Genomic DNA, 19,488 nt, shown 5'->3' on the forward strand with positions numbered 1-19,488 from the left:
GGTGGTCCGGGGTGGGCGTTCCCGCGGTGAAGAACTGCGCGCCGCGTAGCAGCGACTCAACCGGCTCACCGCCCGGCAGTAGCGGCGCCAACGATCGGTGCGTAGGGGTCTCGGTCATGCCGTCTCGGTTCCGTCGCGGTTCGCGCTACGCCGATCGGGCAGCCAGGCCGGGCGGATCAGGGTCACAGATCCCGAACACGTACAAAACCGATGGCTGCCGCCTCGGTTTGTTAGCTACAGCCTTCTTTCCCCGTCCTACCACCGGTGGGGCCGGTGTGCCAGCGGTTACCCAATGTTTCAACAAGCCCGGTGCGGGCGCCGACGGCTAGGGCCCGTCGTCGTCTTCGTCGTCTTTGTTGTCGTGGTTGTCGTGTAGCAGGTTTTCGGGGTGGTGGTAGTGGTTGGTGCGGGGTTGGCCGTGGTCGAGGTGTGGGGGTGGGAGGGTTTCGGTTTGGCCGTGGTGGTTTTTGCGGGTTTTCCAGCCGCCGGTGGTGATGATGCCGTGGTGGGGGTGGCAGCGAAATGTTAGGCCGGCGATGTCGGTGACGCCGGTTTGGGCGTAATCGTCATCGTGGTGGACCTCGCAGCAATACCCGGGGACCGAGCAGTTGGGGTGGCTGCAGCCGCGTTCTTTCGCGTACAGCACGATGCGTTGGCCGGGGGAGGCCAGGCGTTTGGTGTGATACAGCGCGATCTCTTTGGCGCCGTCGTAGATGCGTAGGTAGTGATGGGCGTGGGAGGCCATCCGGATCACATCGGTCATGGGTAGCCAGCTGCCGCCGCCGGTGAATCCTTTGCCGGTGCCGGTTTCGAAGTCTTTGAGTCGCGCCGAGATGATGACGGTGGCGGGTAGCCCGTTGTGTTGACCCAACTGCCCGGAGGCCAGCATGGCGCGGCACAGCGCGGTCAGCGCGTCATGGTTGCGTTGGCCGGCGCTGCGGTGATCGGCGTCGATGGCGGCCTGTGACGGGGCGCCGTCCAGACACGGTTGCGGATCGTCGGGATTGCACATGCCCGGGCCGGCCCAGCGGGCCATCACCGCATCCCACACCGCGCGGCCTTGCGGGTCGAGGTAGCCGTTGATCGGGCTCATGCCGTAGCGGTCTTGGGGGCCGACGATCACGGTGCGCCGCTTGGCGCGATCGGTGTCAGAGTAGTTGCCGTCGGGGTGCAGGCAATCGGCGAGGCGCTGGGCGAGTTTGGCCAATTCATCGGGGCGATACTGGGTGGCCAGGTCGACCAGGTGCGCTTCGGCTTTGATCAGGGTGTCCAGATCGATGTCGTCGGGCAGGTAACCGAAAAATCCCCGGATCACCTGGACATGGGCGGACCCCACCTGGCCCGCGCGTTGGGCGGCGGCCACCGACGCCAACAGCGGCTCGAGCGGTTCACCGGTCAACGCGGTGCGCGGGCCCAGGTCGGTGGCCTCACCGATGCGGCGGCGGGCCTCCCCGCGGGTGATCCGCAGCCGATCGGCCAACGCCCAAGCCAGCTTGCCGCCCAACTCCGATCTCTCGGCGCGCTGCGCGAGCTGGTTGACCAACGGATGTTCCACCGCGGGCAACTGGCGGCGCAGCGTCTCACACCGCTCCAACACGTTGAGGCACTCCGGGGTGGTCAACGCATCAAAGTCCAACTCCAGGGCCCGCTTCATGGCGGCATCGAGATCGTCGAACACCTCGACGATCGCTTCCCGGTCCGCTGCTGCCATACCCGAACGCTAACGGCGGCCACCGACAAAAACCCGGCCCAGCACACCCAAAACACGCCCATTTAAGGTCACGAAACCATAACAATTCCACCGGGTATCGGGCAGTGCGGCGAAGTACCGGCGGGGGGAGCGACAAGAGCGTCAGTGGTGCAGTTTGTCCAGCACCTCCAGCGCCAGCGTGGAATGCGCGTAGGCGCCGCCGGCACGCATCTCTGCGGCCACCCAGACGGCCTCCATGATCTCCTCATCGCTGGCGCCCTTGCGATGAGCGAGCTTGGTGTGGCCCTGGATGCAGTACGGGCATTGGGTGGTGTGCGCGACTGCAACGGCGATGAGCTGCTTGGTCTTTTCCGGCAGCGCCCCCTCGGCGAATACCGCGCGGCTGAACGCCTCGAACGCCTCGTGGGCGTGTGGGGCCAGCTCCTTGCGGCGGGCGGCGATCTCCGGCGTGGTGGGGTGATACATCCCGTCTGCCATGGGGGCTCCATCTCTGTTGTGGAACATCTCGTTATGGTCCGCGGGATTTCGCGTTACGGCGCACCAAGCATCTGGCGAAGCACAGCTACTCGTTGCCGGCAACGATCACCGGCGGGCTGCGGCCGTGGCGACCCTCCCACAGAGTCGGTTGCGGCTTCCAACCTAATCGCACCGACGAACCGCCACCACGGGATTTACACCCAAATCGGCGCTATAACCGCGCTACCCTTCGGAGCAAGGACGAGTGGTGGCAACGAAGTCGGACACCGAACGCGTGCTGTTTTTGTGCGGTGACGTGATGACGGGCCGCGGGGTCGATCAGATCCTGCCGCATCCGGGAGATCCGCGGTTGCAGGAGCCCGTCGTGGCGGACGCCCGCACCTACGTCAAGCTCGCGCAGCGAGCCAACGGGCCCATTCCCTGGCCGACCGGGTATGCCTGGCCCTGGGGTGAGGCACTGCCGATCATCGACGAGTTCGCCCCGGACATCCGATTGATCAACCTGGAGACCAGCATTACCGGACGCGGTGAATTCGCACCGCACAAGGCCGTGCACTATCGGATGCATCCGGACAACATCACGTGCCTGAGCGCAAGCCGGCCCGATGCCTGCGCGCTGGCCAACAACCACGTCCTCGATTTCGGGCCGGTGGGACTGGCCGACACGCTGCAGGCGCTCGCCGACGCCGGAATCCGCGGCGTCGGGGCGGGTCTGACCATCGACGGGGCCGAACGCCCGGCCATCGTTTCGCTTCCCGACGGCGGGCGAGTGGTCATCGCGTCGTGCGGTCTGGGGTCCAGCGGGATCCCAAACCGCTGGGCCGCAACCGAAAACGGGCCCGGCGTCGCCCTCATTGCGGACCCATCCGACGACCCCGCCGCCGAGGTCGCCGACCGAATCCTCGCGGTGAAGCGGCCGGGGGACACCGCGATCGCCTCCGTGCATTGGGGATCAAACTGGGGCTACGGCGTCGAGCCAGCCCAGGTCCGCTTCGCGCACCGGCTGATCGACGCGGGCGTCGACATCGTGCACGGCCACTCATCGCACCACCCGCGACCGATCGAGGTGTATCGCGACAAGCTGATCCTGTACGGCTGCGGCGACACCATCGACGACTACGAAGGCATCGAAGGTTTCGAGTCCTTTCGGCCGGAGTTGCGTCTGCTGTACTTCGTCGCGATCCATCCCGGCAGCGGCGCCCTCGCCGGCTTGCGGATGGTTCCGATGCGGGTTCGACGCATGCGGCTGGAACGTGTCGTGCGCGACGACGCCGAATGGCTGCGATCCACCCTGGAGCACGCCAGCCACCGGTTTGGTACCCGCGTGCAAGACACCGCCGACGGCACCCTCCTCGTCAACACTCCGTAGCAGGGCGTATTGATGCGTGGATGGCTAGTATGCGTATGTCGCCATCCCGCGGGCGCGTGACTAACCGCGTGTGGCCGGCCCGGGATACGGCAGCAGCGCCATCTCACGCGCGTTCTTGATCGCGGTACCGACCTGTCGTTGCTGCTGCACGGTCAGGCCGGTGACTCTCCGGGATCGGATCTTGCCGCGGTCGGACACAAACATCCGCAACGTGGGGACGTCCTTGTAGTCGACTGCGCTCAGCCCGAGACTGTCCAGCAGATTCTTGGCGCGTTTGACGTCGGGCTGAGCGCGGCGGACGCGCCGTGATTTGCCGGCCATCTACCAACTCGCTTTCCGCACACCGGGAAGCTGGCCGCGGTGGGCCAACTCGCGGACCCGGACCCGCGAGAGCCCGAACTTGCGCAAATGGCCACGGGGGCGACCGTCGACCGCATCTCGATTGCGCAGCCGCACCGGGCTGGCGTCCCGTGGTTGCCGGCCGAGCTGCGCTTGTGCGGCCTGGCGTTCCTCCGCGGTGCTGGCGGGCGATCGGATGATCGCTTTGAGCTCGGTGCGACGCTCGGCGTAACGCGCGACGATCGCGCGACGCCGGTTGTTCTTGACCACCTTGGATTTCTTGGCCATCTCAGCGTTCCTCGCGGAACTCGACGTGGCGGCGGACCACCGGGTCGTACTTGCGCAACACCAGCCGGTCCGGGTCGTTGCGCCGGTTCTTGCGGGTGACGTAGGTGTAGCCGGTGCCGGCGGTCGAGCGAAGCTTGACGAGCGGACGGATGTCGGTGCGCGCCATCAGATGCGCTGCCCGTCGCGTCGCAGCCGCGCGACCACGGCCTCGATGCCGTCCCGGTCGATCACCTTGATGCCCTTGGCGCTGACCCGCAGCTTGACCCGGCGATCCTCCGACGGCAGGTAATACGTCTTGAGCTGGATGTTGGGTGTCCAGCGGCGCCGGGTGCGGCGATGCGAATGCGACACGCGATTACCGAAGCTCGGTATGCGGCCGGTGACCTGACAGTGCGCGGACAACGCGGAACCTCCACTTTTAATGAAAATCGTTTTCGACAAGCGCCCTGTGGCACTGTAGCGTGAAACCCGGCTAAATGAAAATCATTGTCGATAAGGAGGATGATGCGGACTCCGGTGATCCTGGTGGCCGGCCAGGTGGGAACCGATCCCGTGGCGGGGGCGCTGTTGCGCAGCTCGGGCACGCTGGTGGTCGAGCACCGGTTCGACGGTCACGTGGTGCGGCGGACCCTGGCGAGCCTGCGGGACGGCGTATTGACCAGCGCCGAAGTGGCGCTCGAGCTGGCGCACGGCTGCGTTTCCTGCACGATCCGTAACGACCTGTTGATCCTGCTGCGCAAGCTGCACCGCCGTGCCGACGTCGACCGCATTGTTGTGCACCTGGCCCCGTGGCTGGAACCGCAACCGATTTGCTGGGCGATCAACCATGTGCCGGTGCGGGTCGGGCCGGGTTATGTCGATGGACCAGCCGCTCGGGATGTCGCGATCGCCGCCGTGATCACCTGCCTGGACGCGGTGAACTGGCTGGACCAAGCGCTTGGCGACGACGACGTCGGCGACGGACGGACCGTGGCCCAGGTGGTGGTCGGTCAGGCCGAGTTCGCCGACGTCGTGGTGCTCCCGCACCCCGACCCGACCGATCTGGCGACGCTGCGTCGTCTCGCCCCGCGGGCGCGCATCGGGTCGGACGCCGACCGGATCGAGCACACCCTGGCCAACCTGCATCCCGCTGCGCGGCGGGGCCGCAGCGACCATCCGCACGCGCCGCTGTTGGCCGGCGAACCGATCCTGGATGCCGATGGCCCGGTGCAATTGATCGAGTTCAACGCCCGGCGCCCGTTTCATCCGCGGCGCCTGCACGCCGCCGTCGACCTGCTGCTGGACGGGGTCATCCGCAGCCGCGGAAGGCTGTGGCTGGCCAGCCAAAACGACCACGTGATGTGGCTGGAATCGGCCGGTGGGGGACTGCGGGTCAGCGCGGCGGGCACATGGCTGGCAGCCATGTCGCCGTCGGAGGTGGCCTACGTCGAGCCGGAACGGCGCGTCTTCGCCGACCTGATGTGGGAGTACCGGCACGGGGATCGGCACACGGCGATGACCATCCTGGTTTGCGGCGCCCGACCCGCCGAAATCCTCAACGGCCTGCGCGGGGCGTTGCTCACCGATGAGGAACTGCTGGCCTCCGACGAGTGGGTCGACTACCCCGATCCCTTCGGGGACTGGCACACCGATCCGTGCGACGCCCTTGCCGACACCAAAGAAGACGTATCGATGCCCACCGGCCACGAAGGAAAGCAGCCATGAAACACGGCATCCACCCCGACTACCACCCCGTGGTCTTTCGGGACGCCACCACCGGCGCGGAATTCCTCACCCGCTCAACCGTGACCAGCACCCGCACGATCGAATGGCCGACGCCACAGGGTGTACGGACCTACCCGCTGGTCGTCGCGGAGGTCACCGCCGATTCGCACCCGTTTTGGACCGGCGACCGTCGCATCGTCGACAGCGCGGGCCAAGTGGAAAAGTTCCGTCGGCGCTACGGGCAGCGCCGACGCTAGCCCTACTGGCCGGCGGTCCTGCCCAGGTCCGGCAGATGCTCGGGGCAGTAGGTGTTGGCCGCGGCGCCGACGAACTGCCAGGCCTGCGGATTGGTGGTGCCCTTCGGCAAGTTGGTGAGGGCGAAATGCACCGACTTGTTGGCATCGGAGTCAACGCCCCGGTCCATCCGCTTGCACACCAGCTTGCCCAGCCACGCGTTGTAGTCGCGGGGGCCGTAGATGCCGTAGCCCTGCAGTTCCGCGGCGAAATCGGTATCGGGGTCGGCGTGTGCGGGTGCGGCGAGTGCCAGAGCAAAGGCGGCAGCGGTGGCGGCGGCGAGCCTCATCTTCATGGGCTGAATAGTACATCTAACGTTTTGATTCGAACAGACCAGGGACCCTACCCCGGAGACACAGCTAACACCTGCTCGGGACAGTGATCAGGGCCACGTCCGGCGGGGTACGCAGCTTGTTAGCTTCTCTACTATTGTCCCTGGTATGGGTCGGGTTCCGGTGTGCGACAAGGACTCTGTCGCTGAAATGACAATCGACAACGTCCTTGACTCCTCGGGAAACATCGTTTTGCCCGATGGGGCGACGCTGACCACGTACTTGGATCGTCATATCGCCACGTTCGGGGATACCCCGGCATACCGCTACCTGGACTACACCCGTGAGCGCGACGGCCAGGTCGTCGAACTGACCTGGACGGCGTTCGGAGCCAGACTGCGGGCAACCGCGGCGCGGCTGCAGCAGGTGACGCAGCCGGGTGACCGGGTGGCGGTCCTGGCCCCCCAGGGTGTCGATTACGTCGTCAGCTTTTTCGCGGCCATCCACGCCGGAAACATCGCCGTCCCCCTGTTCGCCCCGGAGCTGTCCGGCCACGCCGAGCGCCTCGACGCGGTCTTGGCCGACGCGCGTCCCGCCGTGGTGCTCACCACCACCGCCGCGGCCGAGTCCGTCGGGGCCTTCCTGCGCAAGCTCCCGCCGCAGCGACGTCCCCGCGTCATTGCCGTCGACGCGGTCCCGGACGCGGTGGGAGCGAGCTTCACCCCGGTCGCGCTGGACACCGAGGAGGTCGCCTACCTGCAGTACACGTCGGGCTCGACCCGAACCCCGGCCGGCGTCGAGATCACCCATCGGGCGGTGTGCACCAACGTGTTGCAGATGATCATCGCCGGCGGCCTGGATCTCAATGTCCGCAGCGTCAGCTGGCTGCCGCTGTATCACGACATGGGCCTGATGATGATCATGTACCCGGTGCTGTTCGGGCACTACATCACCTTGATGTCCCCGATGGCGTTCGTGCGGCGCCCGTACCGCTGGATCAAGGAGCTGGCCGCCGAATCGGCGCACGGCCGCACCTTCGCCGCCGCGCCCAACTTCGCCTTCGAACTCGCCGCCCAGCGCGGCCTGCCGCCCCACGGCGACACCCTTGACCTGTCCAATGTGGTTGGTCTGCTCAACGGCTCGGAGCCGGTGACGATGGCGGCCATCGACCGGTTCACCGAGGCATTCGAGCCCTACGGGTTGCCGCCGACCGCGGTGAAGCCGTCGTACGGCATGGCCGAGGCCACCTTGTCCGTGGCCAGCATCGCCGCCAATGCTCGGCCCAGCGCCGTCTACCTCGACCGGGAGCAGCTCGGCGCCGACCGGGCGGTGCCGGTCGCGCCCGACGCGCCGGGCGCGGTGGCCCTGGTGTCGTGCGGTCAGCCGATCTGCAGCCAGTGGGCGGTGATCGCCGACCCCGACACCGCGGCCGAACTGCCCGACGGCGTGGTCGGGGAGATCTGGTTGCACGGCGACAACATCGGCCGCGGCTACTGGGGCCGGGAGCGCGAGACCGAACAGGTGTTCCGGAACAAGCTGCAGGTGCGGCTGGAGCAGGGCAGTCACGCCGACGGCGCCGCGGTGGGCGGCCTGTGGCTCCGCACCGGCGACCTGGGCGTCTACCTCGACGGCGAGCTCTACATCACCGGCCGGATCAAGGATCTGATCATCATCGACGGCCGCAACCACTATCCGCAGGACATCGAGGAGACGGTCTCGCAGTCCTCGCCGGCGGTGCGGTCCGGCTATGTGGCGGCATTCTCGGTACCTGCCGACGCGGTGCCGGCTGCTGCCGCCGGTGACAGCGGTGAACGGGTGGTGGTCATCGCCGAGCGGGCCACCGGCGCGGGCCGCATCGAGCAGGCACCGGTGGTCGACGCCATCCGGGCCGCGGTGTCGCGACGCCACGCGCTGGCGCTGGCCGATGTGCGGCTGGTGCCCGCCGGTGTGATTCCCCGCACCACCAGCGGCAAGCTGGCCCACCAGGCCTGCCGCGCCCAATACCTCGCCGGCGACTTCGATCCGCGCACAGAGTGATGAAGCCGGGCTTGGCCGCTGCGCGGCGCACCTCCGCCGGGACCGCGAGCCCGGCCACCGGCGGCGGCGACCAGCCGGCGCTGTGGCGGATGGCGATCGACCGCATGGGCGGCGTCGCCGCGCTGGTCCAGGCCGTGGTCCCGACGGCGGTGTTCGCCATCTTGACGAGCACCGCGGGGCTGTTCGCGGCGGCGGTGGCGGCGTTCGTGGTGTCGGCGTCGCTGGTGCTGTGGCAGGTGGTCCGGCGGCGGCGCACCCGGGGCGCGCTGATCGGCCTGGTGATGGTGACCATCTCACTGCTGATCGCCCTCGGCCTGGGCAACGCGAAGGACTACTACGCGGTGGGGATTTGGTCGAGCCTGGGCAACGCGGTCGCCGGGCTCGGCTCGGTGCTGGCGCGCCGGCCGCTGGCCGGTTACGTGTGGGGCTGGGTCCTCGGCCACGGCCGGCTCTGGCGCAGGACGGAGGCCGCGGTGCGTGCCTACAGCTGGGCGACGCTGATCGGGGCGGCCGTTAACGCTGCGCGCTTTGCCGTGCAGGGGATGCTCTACCACGCCGGCAGCATCGACTGGCTCGCCGTGGCGCGGATGGTGATGGGGTGGCCGTTGGGCGTGGCCTCGCTGGTGGCGGTGTACCCGTTGGTCCGCAAGGCCGTGGGCGCAGTGCACGCCGCCGGTGCCGAAGCCCACTCATAGCCGCCCGGCGAGCACCGGCACTCCGGCGCCGCTGAGTTCGTCGATCACGCTGCGCCGACCGGTCATTGCCAACAGCAGCGCTTCACCGGTCCCGACGACTTGCGGGCCGCTGCCGTGCGTCCAGTCGATGTCGGTCGCGCGCAGATGCAGGCCACGGATGCGCCGCCCGGCGCCCAGTCGCGGATTGCCCGGCACCAATTGCAGTACCCGCTGCAGCCGGTCGGCGGGAATGGTGCGGGGCTGCCCGAGGGCACGACGGATGTCCTGATGGTGAATGGTGCCGTCGACCAGCGCGATCATGCCGCCGAACCCGGCGGTGAGCCCGCGCGGGTGCAGGTGGTTGTTGAGGAAGTCGAGCAGTTGTGGGGGAGTCAGCGAGCTGAACTCGTCGACGCCGACCTGGTTCGCCCGCACCACCCAACCCTTGGCGAAGCGCTTGATCAGGCCGAAGATGTTGAGCTCTTCGTAGCTGATCATATGGGCGACAACGTCTTTGACCGTCCATCGCGCGCACAGACTGGGGGCGTCCCACTGCTCGGGGCTCAGGGTGGCCAGGAACGCGGCAAGGTCGCCGCGCTCGGCGCGCGCCATCTCCATCAGCGTGGACACAGAAGGCAAATTATCGCTTACTCCGCGGCCCTTCAAGACACCAGTTCGGGCCTTCATCGATTTGCTGACCTGGCCAAAATCGGTTCTTACCGAAGTATTACTGGCTACTCCCTGCCGCCTTAAATTGGCACCTTAGCTTGGGTTGCAGGTCGAGGTGCCAGCCTCGGGGACAGGAGGGGACGGGATCGTGATGACGTCTAGGAACGCCAACACAGCTCGGCGGTTCGCCTACCGATACGGCAACCCCGTCTCCGAGTGCGACGGTGCCGAGATGCGGGCGCAGTGCCGCCAACTGGCCACGGTGGTCACGGTTAGCGGTGACATTCACCGGGCGAACCTTGATCGGGTCACCCAGTACGCCAAGCGATTCGTTCTCGCGGAGAAGCCGTTCGTGCTCGACCTCAGCGACGTGCGCGCCTTTCCGGCGCAGGCCATCTCGCTGCTGCGGGCCGTCGAGGAAGCGTGCCACGCAATCGGGGTGGACTGGTGCCTGGTCGCCGGCCAGCCGGTCGACGATGTGCTGCACGGTCACGGCGAGCAGGCCACCTACGCGGTCACCGACTCGGTGCCCGAAGCGCTGAACTACTTCCTGGACGGCATCCTCGCGCGCCGGCGGCTGCTGCCCCTACTCAACAAGACCGCTTAAACAAAGGATTACGAAAATATGTTGATCGACGTTCGCTGGCTCCGGTTTTTGTTCAGCCACCGCCAAACCCCGGCCCGTTCGCGCTCGGCCGCCTGGGTGGTCTGACCACGCCGCAGCGCCTGGATGACCTCGCGCGATTGCGCCGGGTCCGCGACCGGATCGACCGGGAATACGCGCAGCCGCTGGACGTCGAGGCACTCGCCCGCGGCGAGCACATGTCAGCCGGGCATCTGTCTCGTCAATTCCGGCTGGCCTACGGTGAGTCGCCCTACTCCTACCTGATGACACGGCGCATCGAGCGCGCCATGGCGCTGCTGCGCCGTGGCGACCTGTCGGTCACCGAGGTCTGTTTCGCGGTCGGCTGTTCGTCGCTGGGTACCTTCAGCACCCGCTTCACCGAGCTAGTCGGGATGCCGCCCAGCACCTATCGGCAACGGACGGCGCACGTGACGGAGGGGATACCGTCGTGCGTGGAGAAACAGGTGACCAGACCGATCAGGAATCTAGAAGCGCCCGTCACCGAGTTGCACCTAGCGTGAGCGCCATGGACATCACCATTCACTCCAGCTTCCTCCCGCATCACGACCCCGAAGAATCCCTGGCCTTCTACCGCGACACCCTGGGCTTCGAGATCCGCCTCGACGTCGGGGGCGGCAACATGCGATGGATCACGGTCGGCCCGCCCAACCAACCGGACACGTCCATCGTTCTGTACCCGCCGGGCGCCACCCCCGGCATCACCGACAATGAGCGCGGTGTCATCGCCGAGATGATGGCCAAGGGCACCTACGGCACCCTCCTGTTGGCTAGCAAGGACCTCGATAGCGCCTTCGCGCAGCTACAGAGCAGCGATGCCGAGGTGGTTCAAGAGCCGACCGAGCAACCCTACGGGGTCCGCGACTGCGCCTTCCGCGATCCTGCCGGCAACCTGATCCGCATCCAGGAACTGCGCTGACCGGCAGGCCGGCTCCGCCGCTAGCGATTACGCATCGGTGTTGTCCGACGCCGCAGCCGCGTAGCCGGTTGTCAGCCAGTAGACGGTGCGATCGAGGCTGGGCAGGATCTCGGTGATGGCGATCTCCCCAGCCGCGAAGCGACCCAACAGGCCGTAAACCAGGCTGGAGAGGATGCTGTCGAGGTCGTGGACGAACACGTCCTCGACGCGGGCCAGCACCTCCATCGCCGACGGGACGACGGCGTCCAGCCCCCGCCGCACCAACTTCTGCCCGCATGGGGCGCCACGCGCCCGAAAGTAGGCCTTGAGCATGCCGGGATGGCGTTCCCAGGGTTCGAACAGCGTGCGCAGCAGGCGCATCAGGCCGACATAGAGCGACTCGTCGGGTTCCCGGGGCTGCTGTGTCAGTTTTGCGTAGCGGTGCTGCTCCATCCAGGCCTCCAACGCCGCCAGGATCAACTCATCGCGGGTGGTGTAGCGCTTGTAGATGGTGGCCAGCGAGGTGCGGGCCCGACGCGCCACTTCGCGCAGTTGCACGGCGTCGTAGCCGTCGGTCTCTAACAGGTCCACCACGACCTCGAGGATCCGGTCCGAGGTCACCGGTGCATCGCTCTTCGTCACCTCAGCAGTAGACACGCGCAACCCCCTTGCCGTCGAAGGGTAACCAGGTTACCGTACCGGATGTGTAACACGGTTACACGCCTCTTATCCGGGCCGCCGTGGTGGCCACCGCAACGAAGCGAGGATCCATGGGTTCATTGGCGGGCAAGGTCGTCTTCATCACCGGTGTCGCGCGCGGCCAGGGCCGCAGCCACGCCGTGCGGTTAGCCTCCGACGGCGCCGACATCATCGGGGTGGACATCTGCGCCGACATCGCCTCCAACGGCTACCCGATGGCCAGTCGCGAGGAACTCGACGAGACCGTCGCACTGGTGGAGGCCGCCGGTGGCAAGATGGTCGGCGCGGTCGCCGATGTCCGTGACTTCCACCAGCTCAAGGCCGCGCTCGATGCCGGGGTGCAGCATTTCGGGCGACTGGACATCGTCTGCGCGAACGCCGGGATCGCGTCCATGGCGTTTCGCGAGCTGACCCTCGACGAAGACCTCGAACAATGGACCGACGTGCTCAACGTCAACCTGGTTGGCGCGTTTCACACCGCCAAGGCCGCGATCCCGCACCTGATCGCGGGGGAGCGCGGCGGGGCGATCGTCTTCACCAGTTCGACGGCCGGGCTTCGGGGTTTCGGCGGCCTGCAAGGCGGCGGGCTGGGATATGCGGCGTCCAAGCACGGCATCGTCGGCCTGATGCGCACGCTGGCTAATGCGCTGGCGCCGCACAGCATTCGGGTCACCACCGTGCACCCGACCGCGGTGAACACCATGATGGCGGTCAATCCCGCCATGACGTCGTTCCTGGAGAACTACCCCGACGGCGGCCCGCACCTGCAGAACCCGCTGCCGGTGCAATTACTTGAGCCCGAGGACATCAGCGCCGCGATTGCCTACCTGGTATCCGATGAGGCCAAGTACGTCACCGGGGTGACCTTCCCGGTCGACGCCGGCTTCTGCAACAAGCTATGAGCGCGACGACGGGCCGGGTCGCCGGCAAGCGGGTGCTGGTGACCGGCGCCGCGCGGGGGATGGGCCGCAGTCACGCGGTGCGACTCGCCGAGGAAGGCGCCGACCTCATCCTGGTCGACATCTGCGCGTCGCTGGCCGAGGTGGAGTATCCGCTGGCCTGCCGCGAGGACCTCGAGGAGACGGCCCGGCTGGTGGAAAAGCAGGGCCGCCGCGCGAGCACCCATGTCGTCGACGTCCGCGACGCGGCGGCGCTGGCGGCGGCCGTCGACGACGGTGTGGCCGAGCTGGGCGGCCTGGACGCGGCGGTGGCCAACGCCGGGGTGCTGACCGTGGGAACCTGGGATCAAACCACCCCCGAGCAGTGGCGCACGGTGGTCGACGTCAACCTGATCGGCACCTGGAACACCTGCGCGGCGGCGCTGCCGCACCTGGTGAAGCGCGGCGGCAGCCTGGTCAACATCAGCTCGGCGGCCGGAGTGAAGGGGACACCGCTGCACACCCCGTACACGGCGTCCAAACATGGCGTGGTCGGGATGAGCAAGGCCTTGGCCAATGAGCTGGCCGCCCAGAACATTCGGGTCAACACCGTGCACCCGACCGGGGTGGAGACCGGGATGCGGCCGGAGTCGCTGCACGGGCTGCTGGCCGAGACGCGACCGGACCTGGCCCCGATTTTCCTCAACGCGATGCCCATTGTGATGGCCGAAGCGATCGACATCAGCAACGCGGTGTTGTTCTTGGTGTCCGACGAGTCCCGCTATGTGACCGGGTTGGAGTTCAAGGTCGACGCCGGGGTCAGCCTCCGGTGAGGGATCGAATCGAGCGCGGCAGAACCACGTTCACCGAGGTGATGACGGTGCCGGCGCCCGCTGACGCCGGTCCGGCGACGGGGAGCATGATCGACTTCGTCTTCGGCGACGTGTGGTGCCGGCCGGGCCTGAGCCGGCGGGAACGGTGGTTCGTCACGCTGCCGTGTGTGGCCGCCGCGGACGCCGAAGCACCGTTGCGGGATCACGTCTACGCGGCGCTGCACAGCGGGGAGGTGTCGATCACCGAGATGCAGGAAATGGTCCTGCATTTCGCGGTGTACGGCGGCTGGCCCAAGGCGTCGCAGTTCAACATGATGGTCGACGCGCAGTGGGAACGCATCCACACCGAGCGCGGCCAGCCGGTGCCGCCGCCGCAACCGCTGCTGCCGCTGGCGACCCCGAGTAACCCGGAGGCCCGGCTGGCGGTGGGCGAGCAGTCGTTCCAGGACATCAACTGCCTGCCGTTCGCGCCGATCCGCGACAACCCGTATTCCGGTGCGGGGATCTTGAACTTCGTGTTCGGGGAGATGTGGCTGCGACCCGGGTTGGGCATGAAAGAGCGCCGCCTGATCACCGTGGCGTGTGTGGCGTTTCAGGACGCCCCCTATCCGATCCTCAGCCATGTCTATGCCGCGTTGAAGAGCCGCGATGTGTCGTTCGACGAAATGGACGAGGTGGCTTTGCAGTTCGGCGCCTACTACGGCTGGCCCAAGGCGTCGCGCCTTATCCAGGTGATCGACGAGCAGAAGCAACGGGTGCTCGCCGAATGGGCCGCCGAGGGCTGACCAGCCGGCCGTTGAGATTGCGGCAGCGGCTGCGATCTGGGGCTGACGCACAACCCTGTACGCAATCTCAAGGTCGGGTCAGGCCGAGGTGAACTCGATATGCAGTTCGGTGAGTCCGCGCAACAAGAAGGTCGGCTCGTAGCGGTAATGCCGATCGCCGGCCGGGCCGTGCGCGGCCTCGCTGATGGTGATGTCACGCATCCGATCCAGCAGCCGATGGATGGTGATCCGCCCCTCGACCCGGGCCAAGGGGGCGCCGGCGCACGTGTGGATACCGCGACCGAACGCGATGTGCTCCCGAACGTTCTTGCGGTCCAGGCGGAATTGGTCCGGCTCGTCGAACTTGTCGGGATCCCGGTTGGCGGCGCCCAGGCACAGCATCACCACCGTGCCCGCCGGAATGTGCACGCCCCCGAGCGTGGTGGTCTTGCGGGCGAGCCGAAAGTCGATCTTGGTCGGGCTCTGAATCCGTAGCGCTTCCTCGATGAACGCCGGGATCAGTTCGCGGTTGTCGCGCAGCCGTTGCTGGTAGTCGGGACGATCACCCAGGGTCTGCACGGCGGCGCTGAGCAGCTTGGTGACGGTCTCCTGACCGGCCGCGAACAAGAACGTGGCCGGGCGGACCACTTCGAGCAGCTCCGGGGTCGCCCCGTCCGGGTAGGTGGCGGCCGCCATGCTGCTGAGCACGTCTCCGCGGGGCTCACGACGCCGCTCGGCGATATAGGCACTGAACTTGTCGTCCAGGTACTGCAACGGATTCAGGCCCACGGGTTCGCCGTTGAGCGCGCCGACTCGGCTGCCCGGCCGTTTGCCGGCGCCCAGGGCCAGCCGGATCTCGGCGCGGTCTTCCTCCGGCACCCCCAACAGGTCAGTGATCGCCAGGGTGGCGAACGGTTTCGCGTACTCGGCGAGGAACTCGCAGCGTCCGTTGGCGATGAACTCGTCGAGCTGGTGATCGACCAGCTGCCACATGTAGTCCTCGTTCTCCTTGAGCCGCCGCGGGGTCAACAACTTGTTCAGCAGCGACCGGGCACGCTGATGAGCCGGCGGGTCCATGACCACCATGTGCTCGAAGATGGGGAAGAGGTGGCGGTGCGCCTCGATCTGCGCGGTGATGTCATCACCTTCGGGCTCGAACGGCAGCGGCGGAAATGGTCCACCGATCGCGTTGCACGCCGAGAACGAATCGGTGTCTTTGAACGCCGCCATGACCTCCTGATACCCGGTGACAGCCACCACGCCGTGGTGCGGTTCGCGAAACACCGGGCCCTGGCTGCGCAGGTATTCGTAGTACGCATAGGGGTCCTGGGCGACGGCTTCGTCGGAGAAGTAGTCCACGGACGCGAGATCGGTCACGGAAGTCTGGGCCTTTCTGAATCCAGCGGTGGGCTCCCGCTGCCTGCCTCAAAAACTGATCGACCGCTCAAACTGCGAGCGTGAGACATGCCTATCACGCTCGGTTACGACCGGTCAAGGGTGGCCGGCCGTTCCCACCATCCGGTTGTGGTCAGGCACAATGCTGGTATGGCTGGTTCGGCGAAGGGCAACGACAAACACGAGGGCGCCCGTCGCCGCCTGTTAGAGGCGACCGCTCAAATCATGCGCGACGAGGGCTACGCGGCGGCCACGTCGCGCCGGGTGGCGGCCCTCGCCGGGGTCAAACCGGCGTTGGTGTACTACTACTTCGCCACCATGGATGACCTGTTCGTGGAGGTGCTGCGCGCCGGCGCCGAGGCGTCACTCGCCCAGATGCGCCAGGCGATCACCGACGACGACCCGCTGCGGGCGCTGTGGCTGATCAACAGCGATGCGCGGTTTTCCAGCCTGTACACCGAGTTCATGGCGTTGGCCAACCACCGCAAGGCGATCGGCGCCGAACTCAAGGCCTACGCCGAGCGGGTCCGCGACATTGAGACCGCCGCCGCCACCGTCGCGCTGCGCGCCAATGGCATTGACCTCGATGAGTATCCGCCCGTGGTCATCTCGATGCTGCTGACCCAGACCGCGCGCAGCATGTGCAACGAAACCGCGGTGGGTGTCACCGCGGGCCACCAGGAACTACGCGCGTTCATGGAGCGCTACATCGCCCGGTTCGCCTCCGCGTCGCCGACCCCGTCGAAGCAGCGGGCATAACGGTTACTTCAACATGCTGCCGGCGTCGACCGGCAGCGGGACACCGGTGACATAGCGGGCCTCGTCGGAGGCCAGGAATAGCACGGCATTGCTGATGTCGACCGCGTCGACCCAGCCGACGGGCAGCACGTGCATCAGCTGCGCGACCGGCGCCATATCGTCGGGCCCCGGGTTGTCCAGGTCGGGCCGAAACAACTTCATCGTCCCCTCGTTCATGAACATCGGGGTGTTGACGTTGGTGGGGTGCACCGAGTTGACCCGAATGTTGTGCTGGCCCAGTTCGACCGCGAACGAGCGCATCAGGCCGACCACCCCGTGTTTGGCGGCGATGTAATGGCCGGTGTGCGGGTAGGCCTTGAGTCCGCCGACCGAACTGGTCAACACGATCGACCCGCCGCGCCCGCCGGACAGCAGGTGCGGCACACCGGCTTTGACGGTCTTCCAGACGCCGGACAGGTTGACGTCGATCATGTCCTGCCAGTCTTGCTCGCTGGTCTTGTCCAGGGTGTTGCCGCCGTTGCCGATGCCGGCGTTGGCCACGATGATGTCGAGGCGGCCCAGCTGTTCGACGCCACTATCCACGGCGGCCGCGACCGCGGCGAAATCGCGGACGTCGACCTCCGCGGTGACGATGCGCCGGTTCTGGGCTTTGACCAGGTCCGCGGTTTCGGCCAGGTCGTCGGGGGTGGAGGGCGGAATCTCGGTGTTGCTGCTGATCGGCTGGCAGACATCGATCGCGATAATGTCGGCGCCTTCCTGCGCCAATCGCACCGCATGACTGCGGCCCTGCCCGCGCGCCGCACCCGTGATGAAGGCGACTTTGCCCTCGACTCGTCCCGCCATAACACGCCTCTCTGATCGCACGTCGACCCAAACTGATCGCTCGATCAAACACTGTGGCAGTGTTGTTGCCTACTGTCAACGAGATAATGCGGCCGTACTGACTAGTTGATCAGAATTTCCGAATCGGTTGAATCAGCGCAGCAGTGCGGTCAGCAGCTGGCTGAGCCATGCGCGCCGCAAATTCGATACATTAGTGTATCGGATAGGCGCGGGTGAGGTGTACCCGGTGCTGGTAGCGGAGGAGAGGTTGTCAGATGGACGCTGACGTGATCGTGATCGGTGCCGGATTGGCCGGGCTGGTCGCCACCCACGAGCTGACCCGCCGGGGCAAGAAGGTCGCCCTGGTCGACCAGGAGAACGCCGCCAACCTGGGAGGCCAGGCGTACTGGTCGTTCGGCGGGATCTTCCTGGTCGACTCGCCCGAGCAGCGACACCTGGGGGTCGACGACTCCTTCGAGCTGGCCTGGAATGACTGGTCGGGCAGCGCGGCGTTCGATCGCCTCAACGACGAGGACCTGTGGGCCGCCCGGTGGGCGCGGGCCTATGTGGAGTTCGCCGCCGGCGACAAGCGCGGCTATCTCCACGACCTGGGGATCAGGTTTTTGCCCACGGTCGGGTGGGCCGAACGCGGGGACCTCACCGCCACCGGACACGGCAACTCCGTCCCGCGCTTTCACGTCGCCTGGGGGACCGGCACTGGCATCGTGGCCCCCTTCGTCGACTCCGCACAGAACGCCGCCGCCCGCGGGCTGGTGAGCTTTCACCACCGGCACCGCGTCGATGAACTGGTCTTCACCGCCGGCGCGGCGACCGGAGTCAAGGGCACGGTCTTGGCGCCGGACGACGGCGCGCGCGGTGTCGCGTCCAACCGCGACGCGGTCGGGGAGTTCGAGTTGTCGGCACAAGCCGTGGTCATCACCACCGGTGGCATCGGTGGCAACCACGAGATCGTGCGCCGCTTTTGGCCCGAGCGGATGGGCACCCCGCCGGCGTCGATGATCACCGGGGTGCCGGCCTACGTCGACGGCCGGATGCTCGACATCGCCGCCGACTCCGGGATACGGCTGGTGAACCGGGACCGGATGTGGCACTACACCGAAGGCATTCAGAACTGGGATCCGATCTGGCCCAACCACGCCATCCGGATTCTGCCCGGGCCGTCGTCCATGTGGTTCGACGCGCTGGGCCGCCGGTTGCCCGAGCCGTTCCTGCCCGGCTACGACACGCTGGGCACGCTGCGCTACCTGCGCACCACCCCCGACATCGCGCCGTACGACCACTCCTGGTTCATCTTGACCCAGAAGATCATCGAGAAGGAGTTCGCGCTGTCGGGGTCCGAACAAAACCCGGACATCACCTCGAAGAACCGCAAAGCCTTCCTGCGTGAGCGATTGCTGAACAAGGGCGCCCCGGCGCCGGTGGAAGCGTTCAAACAGCGCGGCGCCGACTTTGTGGTAGCCAGCAGTTTAGAAGACCTCGTCGCCCGGATGAACGCGCTGACCAGTGAGCCGCTGCTGGACCCAGCGGGCATCCGCGCGCAGATCGCGGCCCGGGATCTGCAGATGGCCAACCCATTCAGCAAGGACGCCCAGGTGCAAGGAATCCGCAACTCGCGGCGCTACCTCGGTGACCGGGTCGGGCGTACCGCCGCCCCGCACCGCATCCTCGACCCCGACGCCGGCCCGCTGATCGGCGTGAAACTGCACGTGCTGACCCGCAAGACGTTGGGCGGCATCCAAACCGATCTGGCGTCGCGCGCCCTGGGCCACGACGGCCAAGCCATCGAAGCCCTGTATGCGGCCGGTGAGGTGGCCGGGTTTGGCGGCGGCGGCGTGCACGGCTACAACGCACTGGAAGGCACCTTTTTGGGCGGTTGCATCTTCTCCGGACGCGCCGCCGGACGCGCCGCGGCCGACGCGCTATGACAAATGGACGTGGTCGC

The 19,488-nt window shown here is 67.1% G+C and carries 24 protein-coding genes; 13 read left to right on the forward strand and 11 right to left on the reverse strand.

All coding sequences use genetic code 11. From position 1 onward, the window contains the following. Positions 1-325 precede the first annotated feature (325 nt). Both ACAG26_RS26080 and ACAG26_RS26085 read right to left on the reverse strand, forming a co-directional pair. Positions 326-1,711: an HNH endonuclease signature motif containing protein gene (locus ACAG26_RS26080; RefSeq protein WP_370485984.1), complete on the reverse strand. Its 1,386-nt coding sequence runs from the start codon at positions 1,709-1,711 to the stop codon at positions 326-328. A gap of 141 nt (positions 1,712-1,852) precedes the next feature. After that, positions 1,853-2,188 (reverse strand): carboxymuconolactone decarboxylase family protein, encoded by a 336-nt coding sequence (locus ACAG26_RS26085; protein WP_370485985.1) that lies wholly within the window; start codon positions 2,186-2,188, stop codon positions 1,853-1,855. A gap of 247 nt (positions 2,189-2,435) precedes the next feature. Here ACAG26_RS26085 and ACAG26_RS26090 point away from each other — a divergent pair, with 247 nt between their 5' ends. Continuing rightward, the gene (locus tag ACAG26_RS26090; protein ID WP_370485986.1) at positions 2,436-3,557 is read left to right on the forward strand and encodes a CapA family protein; all 1,122 of its coding nucleotides are present in this window, start codon (positions 2,436-2,438) and stop codon (positions 3,555-3,557) included. A 60-nt stretch (positions 3,558-3,617) separates the two neighbouring features. Here ACAG26_RS26090 and rpsR read toward each other — a convergent pair whose 3' ends face one another. Genes rpsR through rpmB form a run of 4 tightly spaced genes read right to left on the reverse strand, consistent with a single transcriptional unit; the run spans position 3,618 to position 4,586 of the window. After that, positions 3,618-3,878, reverse strand: a complete 261-nt coding sequence (rpsR, locus tag ACAG26_RS26095) for a 30S ribosomal protein S18 (protein WP_370485987.1) — start codon at positions 3,876-3,878, stop codon at positions 3,618-3,620. Then, positions 3,879-4,184: a 30S ribosomal protein S14 gene (gene rpsN, locus ACAG26_RS26100; protein ID WP_370485988.1), complete on the reverse strand. Its 306-nt coding sequence runs from the start codon at positions 4,182-4,184 to the stop codon at positions 3,879-3,881. Between the two features lies 1 nt (position 4,185). Beyond that, positions 4,186-4,350: a 50S ribosomal protein L33 gene (gene rpmG, locus ACAG26_RS26105; RefSeq protein ID WP_370485989.1), complete on the reverse strand. Its 165-nt coding sequence runs from the start codon at positions 4,348-4,350 to the stop codon at positions 4,186-4,188. Further along, positions 4,350-4,586, reverse strand: a complete 237-nt coding sequence (gene rpmB, locus ACAG26_RS26110) for a 50S ribosomal protein L28 (RefSeq protein WP_370485990.1) — start codon at positions 4,584-4,586, stop codon at positions 4,350-4,352. The genes rpmG and rpmB overlap by 1 nt, the downstream gene beginning before the upstream one ends. A 102-nt stretch (positions 4,587-4,688) precedes the next feature. Between rpmB and mrf the strand changes: the two genes are divergently transcribed. Both mrf and ACAG26_RS26120 read left to right on the forward strand, forming a co-directional pair. After that, positions 4,689-5,888 carry a ribosome hibernation factor-recruiting GTPase MRF gene (mrf, locus tag ACAG26_RS26115; protein ID WP_370485991.1) on the forward strand — a complete coding sequence of 400 codons (1,200 nt, stop codon included), beginning with the start codon at positions 4,689-4,691 and terminating at the stop codon, positions 5,886-5,888. After that, positions 5,885-6,145, forward strand: coding sequence for a type B 50S ribosomal protein L31 (locus tag ACAG26_RS26120; protein WP_370485992.1), 261 nt, complete (start codon positions 5,885-5,887; stop codon positions 6,143-6,145). Before mrf ends, ACAG26_RS26120 begins: the two co-directional genes overlap by 4 nt. A 2-nt stretch (positions 6,146-6,147) precedes the next feature. On the opposite strand, the gene ACAG26_RS26125 is transcribed toward ACAG26_RS26120, so the two are convergent. Further along, the gene (locus tag ACAG26_RS26125; protein WP_370485993.1) at positions 6,148-6,477 is read right to left on the reverse strand and encodes a DUF732 domain-containing protein; all 330 of its coding nucleotides are present in this window, start codon (positions 6,475-6,477) and stop codon (positions 6,148-6,150) included. 187 nt (positions 6,478-6,664) lie between these two features. Between ACAG26_RS26125 and ACAG26_RS26130 the strand changes: the two genes are divergently transcribed. Continuing rightward, positions 6,665-8,491: a fatty acyl-AMP ligase gene (locus ACAG26_RS26130; protein WP_370485994.1), complete on the forward strand. Its 1,827-nt coding sequence runs from the start codon at positions 6,665-6,667 to the stop codon at positions 8,489-8,491. Between the two features lie 11 nt (positions 8,492-8,502). Continuing rightward, positions 8,503-9,186, forward strand: coding sequence for a DUF3159 domain-containing protein (locus ACAG26_RS26135; RefSeq protein WP_370485995.1), 684 nt, complete (start codon positions 8,503-8,505; stop codon positions 9,184-9,186). On the opposite strand, the gene ACAG26_RS26140 is transcribed toward ACAG26_RS26135, so the two are convergent. Further along, positions 9,181-9,783 (reverse strand): maleylpyruvate isomerase family mycothiol-dependent enzyme, encoded by a 603-nt coding sequence (locus tag ACAG26_RS26140; protein ID WP_370486023.1) that lies wholly within the window; start codon positions 9,781-9,783, stop codon positions 9,181-9,183. The two genes, ACAG26_RS26135 and ACAG26_RS26140, sit on opposite strands and share 6 nt — an antisense overlap. 202 nt (positions 9,784-9,985) lie before the next feature. Between ACAG26_RS26140 and ACAG26_RS26145 the strand changes: the two genes are divergently transcribed. From ACAG26_RS26145 to ACAG26_RS26155, 3 genes are all read left to right on the forward strand, one after another. Beyond that, complete coding sequence (locus ACAG26_RS26145; RefSeq protein ID WP_370485996.1) at positions 9,986-10,441, forward strand: STAS domain-containing protein; 456 nt, start codon at positions 9,986-9,988, stop codon at positions 10,439-10,441. Between the two features lie 92 nt (positions 10,442-10,533). Next, positions 10,534-10,980: a helix-turn-helix transcriptional regulator gene (locus ACAG26_RS26150; RefSeq protein ID WP_370486024.1), complete on the forward strand. Its 447-nt coding sequence runs from the start codon at positions 10,534-10,536 to the stop codon at positions 10,978-10,980. A gap of 5 nt (positions 10,981-10,985) precedes the next feature. After that, positions 10,986-11,396 carry a VOC family protein gene (locus ACAG26_RS26155; protein WP_370485997.1) on the forward strand — a complete coding sequence of 137 codons (411 nt, stop codon included), beginning with the start codon at positions 10,986-10,988 and terminating at the stop codon, positions 11,394-11,396. A gap of 27 nt (positions 11,397-11,423) precedes the next feature. Here ACAG26_RS26155 and ACAG26_RS26160 read toward each other — a convergent pair whose 3' ends face one another. Then, complete coding sequence (locus ACAG26_RS26160) at positions 11,424-12,017, reverse strand: TetR family transcriptional regulator (protein WP_370485998.1); 594 nt, start codon at positions 12,015-12,017, stop codon at positions 11,424-11,426. Between the two features lie 128 nt (positions 12,018-12,145). Here ACAG26_RS26160 and ACAG26_RS26165 point away from each other — a divergent pair, with 128 nt between their 5' ends. The 3 genes from ACAG26_RS26165 to ACAG26_RS26175 are packed head-to-tail and all read left to right on the forward strand — an operon-like array spanning position 12,146 to position 14,570. Further along, positions 12,146-12,976 (forward strand): mycofactocin-coupled SDR family oxidoreductase, encoded by an 831-nt coding sequence (locus tag ACAG26_RS26165; RefSeq protein ID WP_370485999.1) that lies wholly within the window; start codon positions 12,146-12,148, stop codon positions 12,974-12,976. Further along, complete coding sequence (locus tag ACAG26_RS26170) at positions 12,973-13,785, forward strand: mycofactocin-coupled SDR family oxidoreductase (protein ID WP_370486000.1); 813 nt, start codon at positions 12,973-12,975, stop codon at positions 13,783-13,785. The genes ACAG26_RS26165 and ACAG26_RS26170 overlap by 4 nt, the downstream gene beginning before the upstream one ends. Positions 13,786-13,826: 41 nt before the next feature. Beyond that, positions 13,827-14,570, forward strand: a complete 744-nt coding sequence (locus ACAG26_RS26175; protein ID WP_370486025.1) for a carboxymuconolactone decarboxylase family protein — start codon at positions 13,827-13,829, stop codon at positions 14,568-14,570. Positions 14,571-14,648: 78 nt separating this feature from the next. Here ACAG26_RS26175 and ACAG26_RS26180 read toward each other — a convergent pair whose 3' ends face one another. Then, positions 14,649-15,926 (reverse strand): cytochrome P450, encoded by a 1,278-nt coding sequence (locus tag ACAG26_RS26180; protein WP_370486001.1) that lies wholly within the window; start codon positions 15,924-15,926, stop codon positions 14,649-14,651. A gap of 168 nt (positions 15,927-16,094) precedes the next feature. Between ACAG26_RS26180 and ACAG26_RS26185 the strand changes: the two genes are divergently transcribed. Next, positions 16,095-16,703, forward strand: a complete 609-nt coding sequence (locus tag ACAG26_RS26185) for a TetR/AcrR family transcriptional regulator (protein WP_370486002.1) — start codon at positions 16,095-16,097, stop codon at positions 16,701-16,703. A gap of 3 nt (positions 16,704-16,706) precedes the next feature. Here ACAG26_RS26185 and ACAG26_RS26190 read toward each other — a convergent pair whose 3' ends face one another. Further along, positions 16,707-17,546 (reverse strand): mycofactocin-coupled SDR family oxidoreductase, encoded by an 840-nt coding sequence (locus ACAG26_RS26190; RefSeq protein WP_370486003.1) that lies wholly within the window; start codon positions 17,544-17,546, stop codon positions 16,707-16,709. A gap of 254 nt (positions 17,547-17,800) precedes the next feature. Between ACAG26_RS26190 and ACAG26_RS26195 the strand changes: the two genes are divergently transcribed. Continuing rightward, complete coding sequence (locus tag ACAG26_RS26195) at positions 17,801-19,471, forward strand: FAD-binding dehydrogenase (RefSeq protein WP_370486004.1); 1,671 nt, start codon at positions 17,801-17,803, stop codon at positions 19,469-19,471. The last annotated feature ends 17 nt before the right edge of the window (positions 19,472-19,488 follow it).

Source organism: Mycobacterium sp. pUA109, assembly GCF_041287095.1.
Classification (GTDB): domain Bacteria; phylum Actinomycetota; class Actinomycetes; order Mycobacteriales; family Mycobacteriaceae; genus Mycobacterium.

Bases quoted from the DNA above. Each gene is read 5' to 3' on its own strand.
- ACAG26_RS26185 (WP_370486002.1), top strand. From the start codon at position 16,095: ATGGCTGGTTCGGCGAAGGGCAACGACAAACACGAGGGCGCCCGTCGC.
- ACAG26_RS26165 (WP_370485999.1), top strand. From the start codon at position 12,146: ATGGGTTCATTGGCGGGCAAGGTCGTCTTCATCACCGGTGTCGCGCGC.
- ACAG26_RS26120 (WP_370485992.1), top strand. From the start codon at position 5,885: ATGAAACACGGCATCCACCCCGACTACCACCCCGTGGTCTTTCGGGAC.
- ACAG26_RS26195 (WP_370486004.1), top strand. From the start codon at position 17,801: ATGGACGCTGACGTGATCGTGATCGGTGCCGGATTGGCCGGGCTGGTC.
- ACAG26_RS26190 (WP_370486003.1), bottom strand. From the start codon at position 17,546: ATGGCGGGACGAGTCGAGGGCAAAGTCGCCTTCATCACGGGTGCGGCG.
- ACAG26_RS26130 (WP_370485994.1), top strand. From the start codon at position 6,665: ATGACAATCGACAACGTCCTTGACTCCTCGGGAAACATCGTTTTGCCC.
- ACAG26_RS26145 (WP_370485996.1), top strand. From the start codon at position 9,986: ATGACGTCTAGGAACGCCAACACAGCTCGGCGGTTCGCCTACCGATAC.
- ACAG26_RS26155 (WP_370485997.1), top strand. From the start codon at position 10,986: ATGGACATCACCATTCACTCCAGCTTCCTCCCGCATCACGACCCCGAA.
- ACAG26_RS26080 (WP_370485984.1), bottom strand. From the start codon at position 1,711: ATGGCAGCAGCGGACCGGGAAGCGATCGTCGAGGTGTTCGACGATCTC.
- rpsR (WP_370485987.1), bottom strand. From the start codon at position 3,878: ATGGCCGGCAAATCACGGCGCGTCCGCCGCGCTCAGCCCGACGTCAAA.
- ACAG26_RS26125 (WP_370485993.1), bottom strand. From the start codon at position 6,477: ATGAAGATGAGGCTCGCCGCCGCCACCGCTGCCGCCTTTGCTCTGGCA.
- ACAG26_RS26085 (WP_370485985.1), bottom strand. From the start codon at position 2,188: ATGGCAGACGGGATGTATCACCCCACCACGCCGGAGATCGCCGCCCGC.
- ACAG26_RS26140 (WP_370486023.1), bottom strand. From the start codon at position 9,783: ATGGAGATGGCGCGCGCCGAGCGCGGCGACCTTGCCGCGTTCCTGGCC.
- ACAG26_RS26175 (WP_370486025.1), top strand. From the start codon at position 13,827: ATGACGGTGCCGGCGCCCGCTGACGCCGGTCCGGCGACGGGGAGCATG.
- mrf (WP_370485991.1), top strand. From the start codon at position 4,689: ATGCGGACTCCGGTGATCCTGGTGGCCGGCCAGGTGGGAACCGATCCC.
- ACAG26_RS26170 (WP_370486000.1), top strand. From the start codon at position 12,973: ATGAGCGCGACGACGGGCCGGGTCGCCGGCAAGCGGGTGCTGGTGACC.
- rpsN (WP_370485988.1), bottom strand. From the start codon at position 4,184: ATGGCCAAGAAATCCAAGGTGGTCAAGAACAACCGGCGTCGCGCGATC.
- rpmG (WP_370485989.1), bottom strand. From the start codon at position 4,350: ATGGCGCGCACCGACATCCGTCCGCTCGTCAAGCTTCGCTCGACCGCC.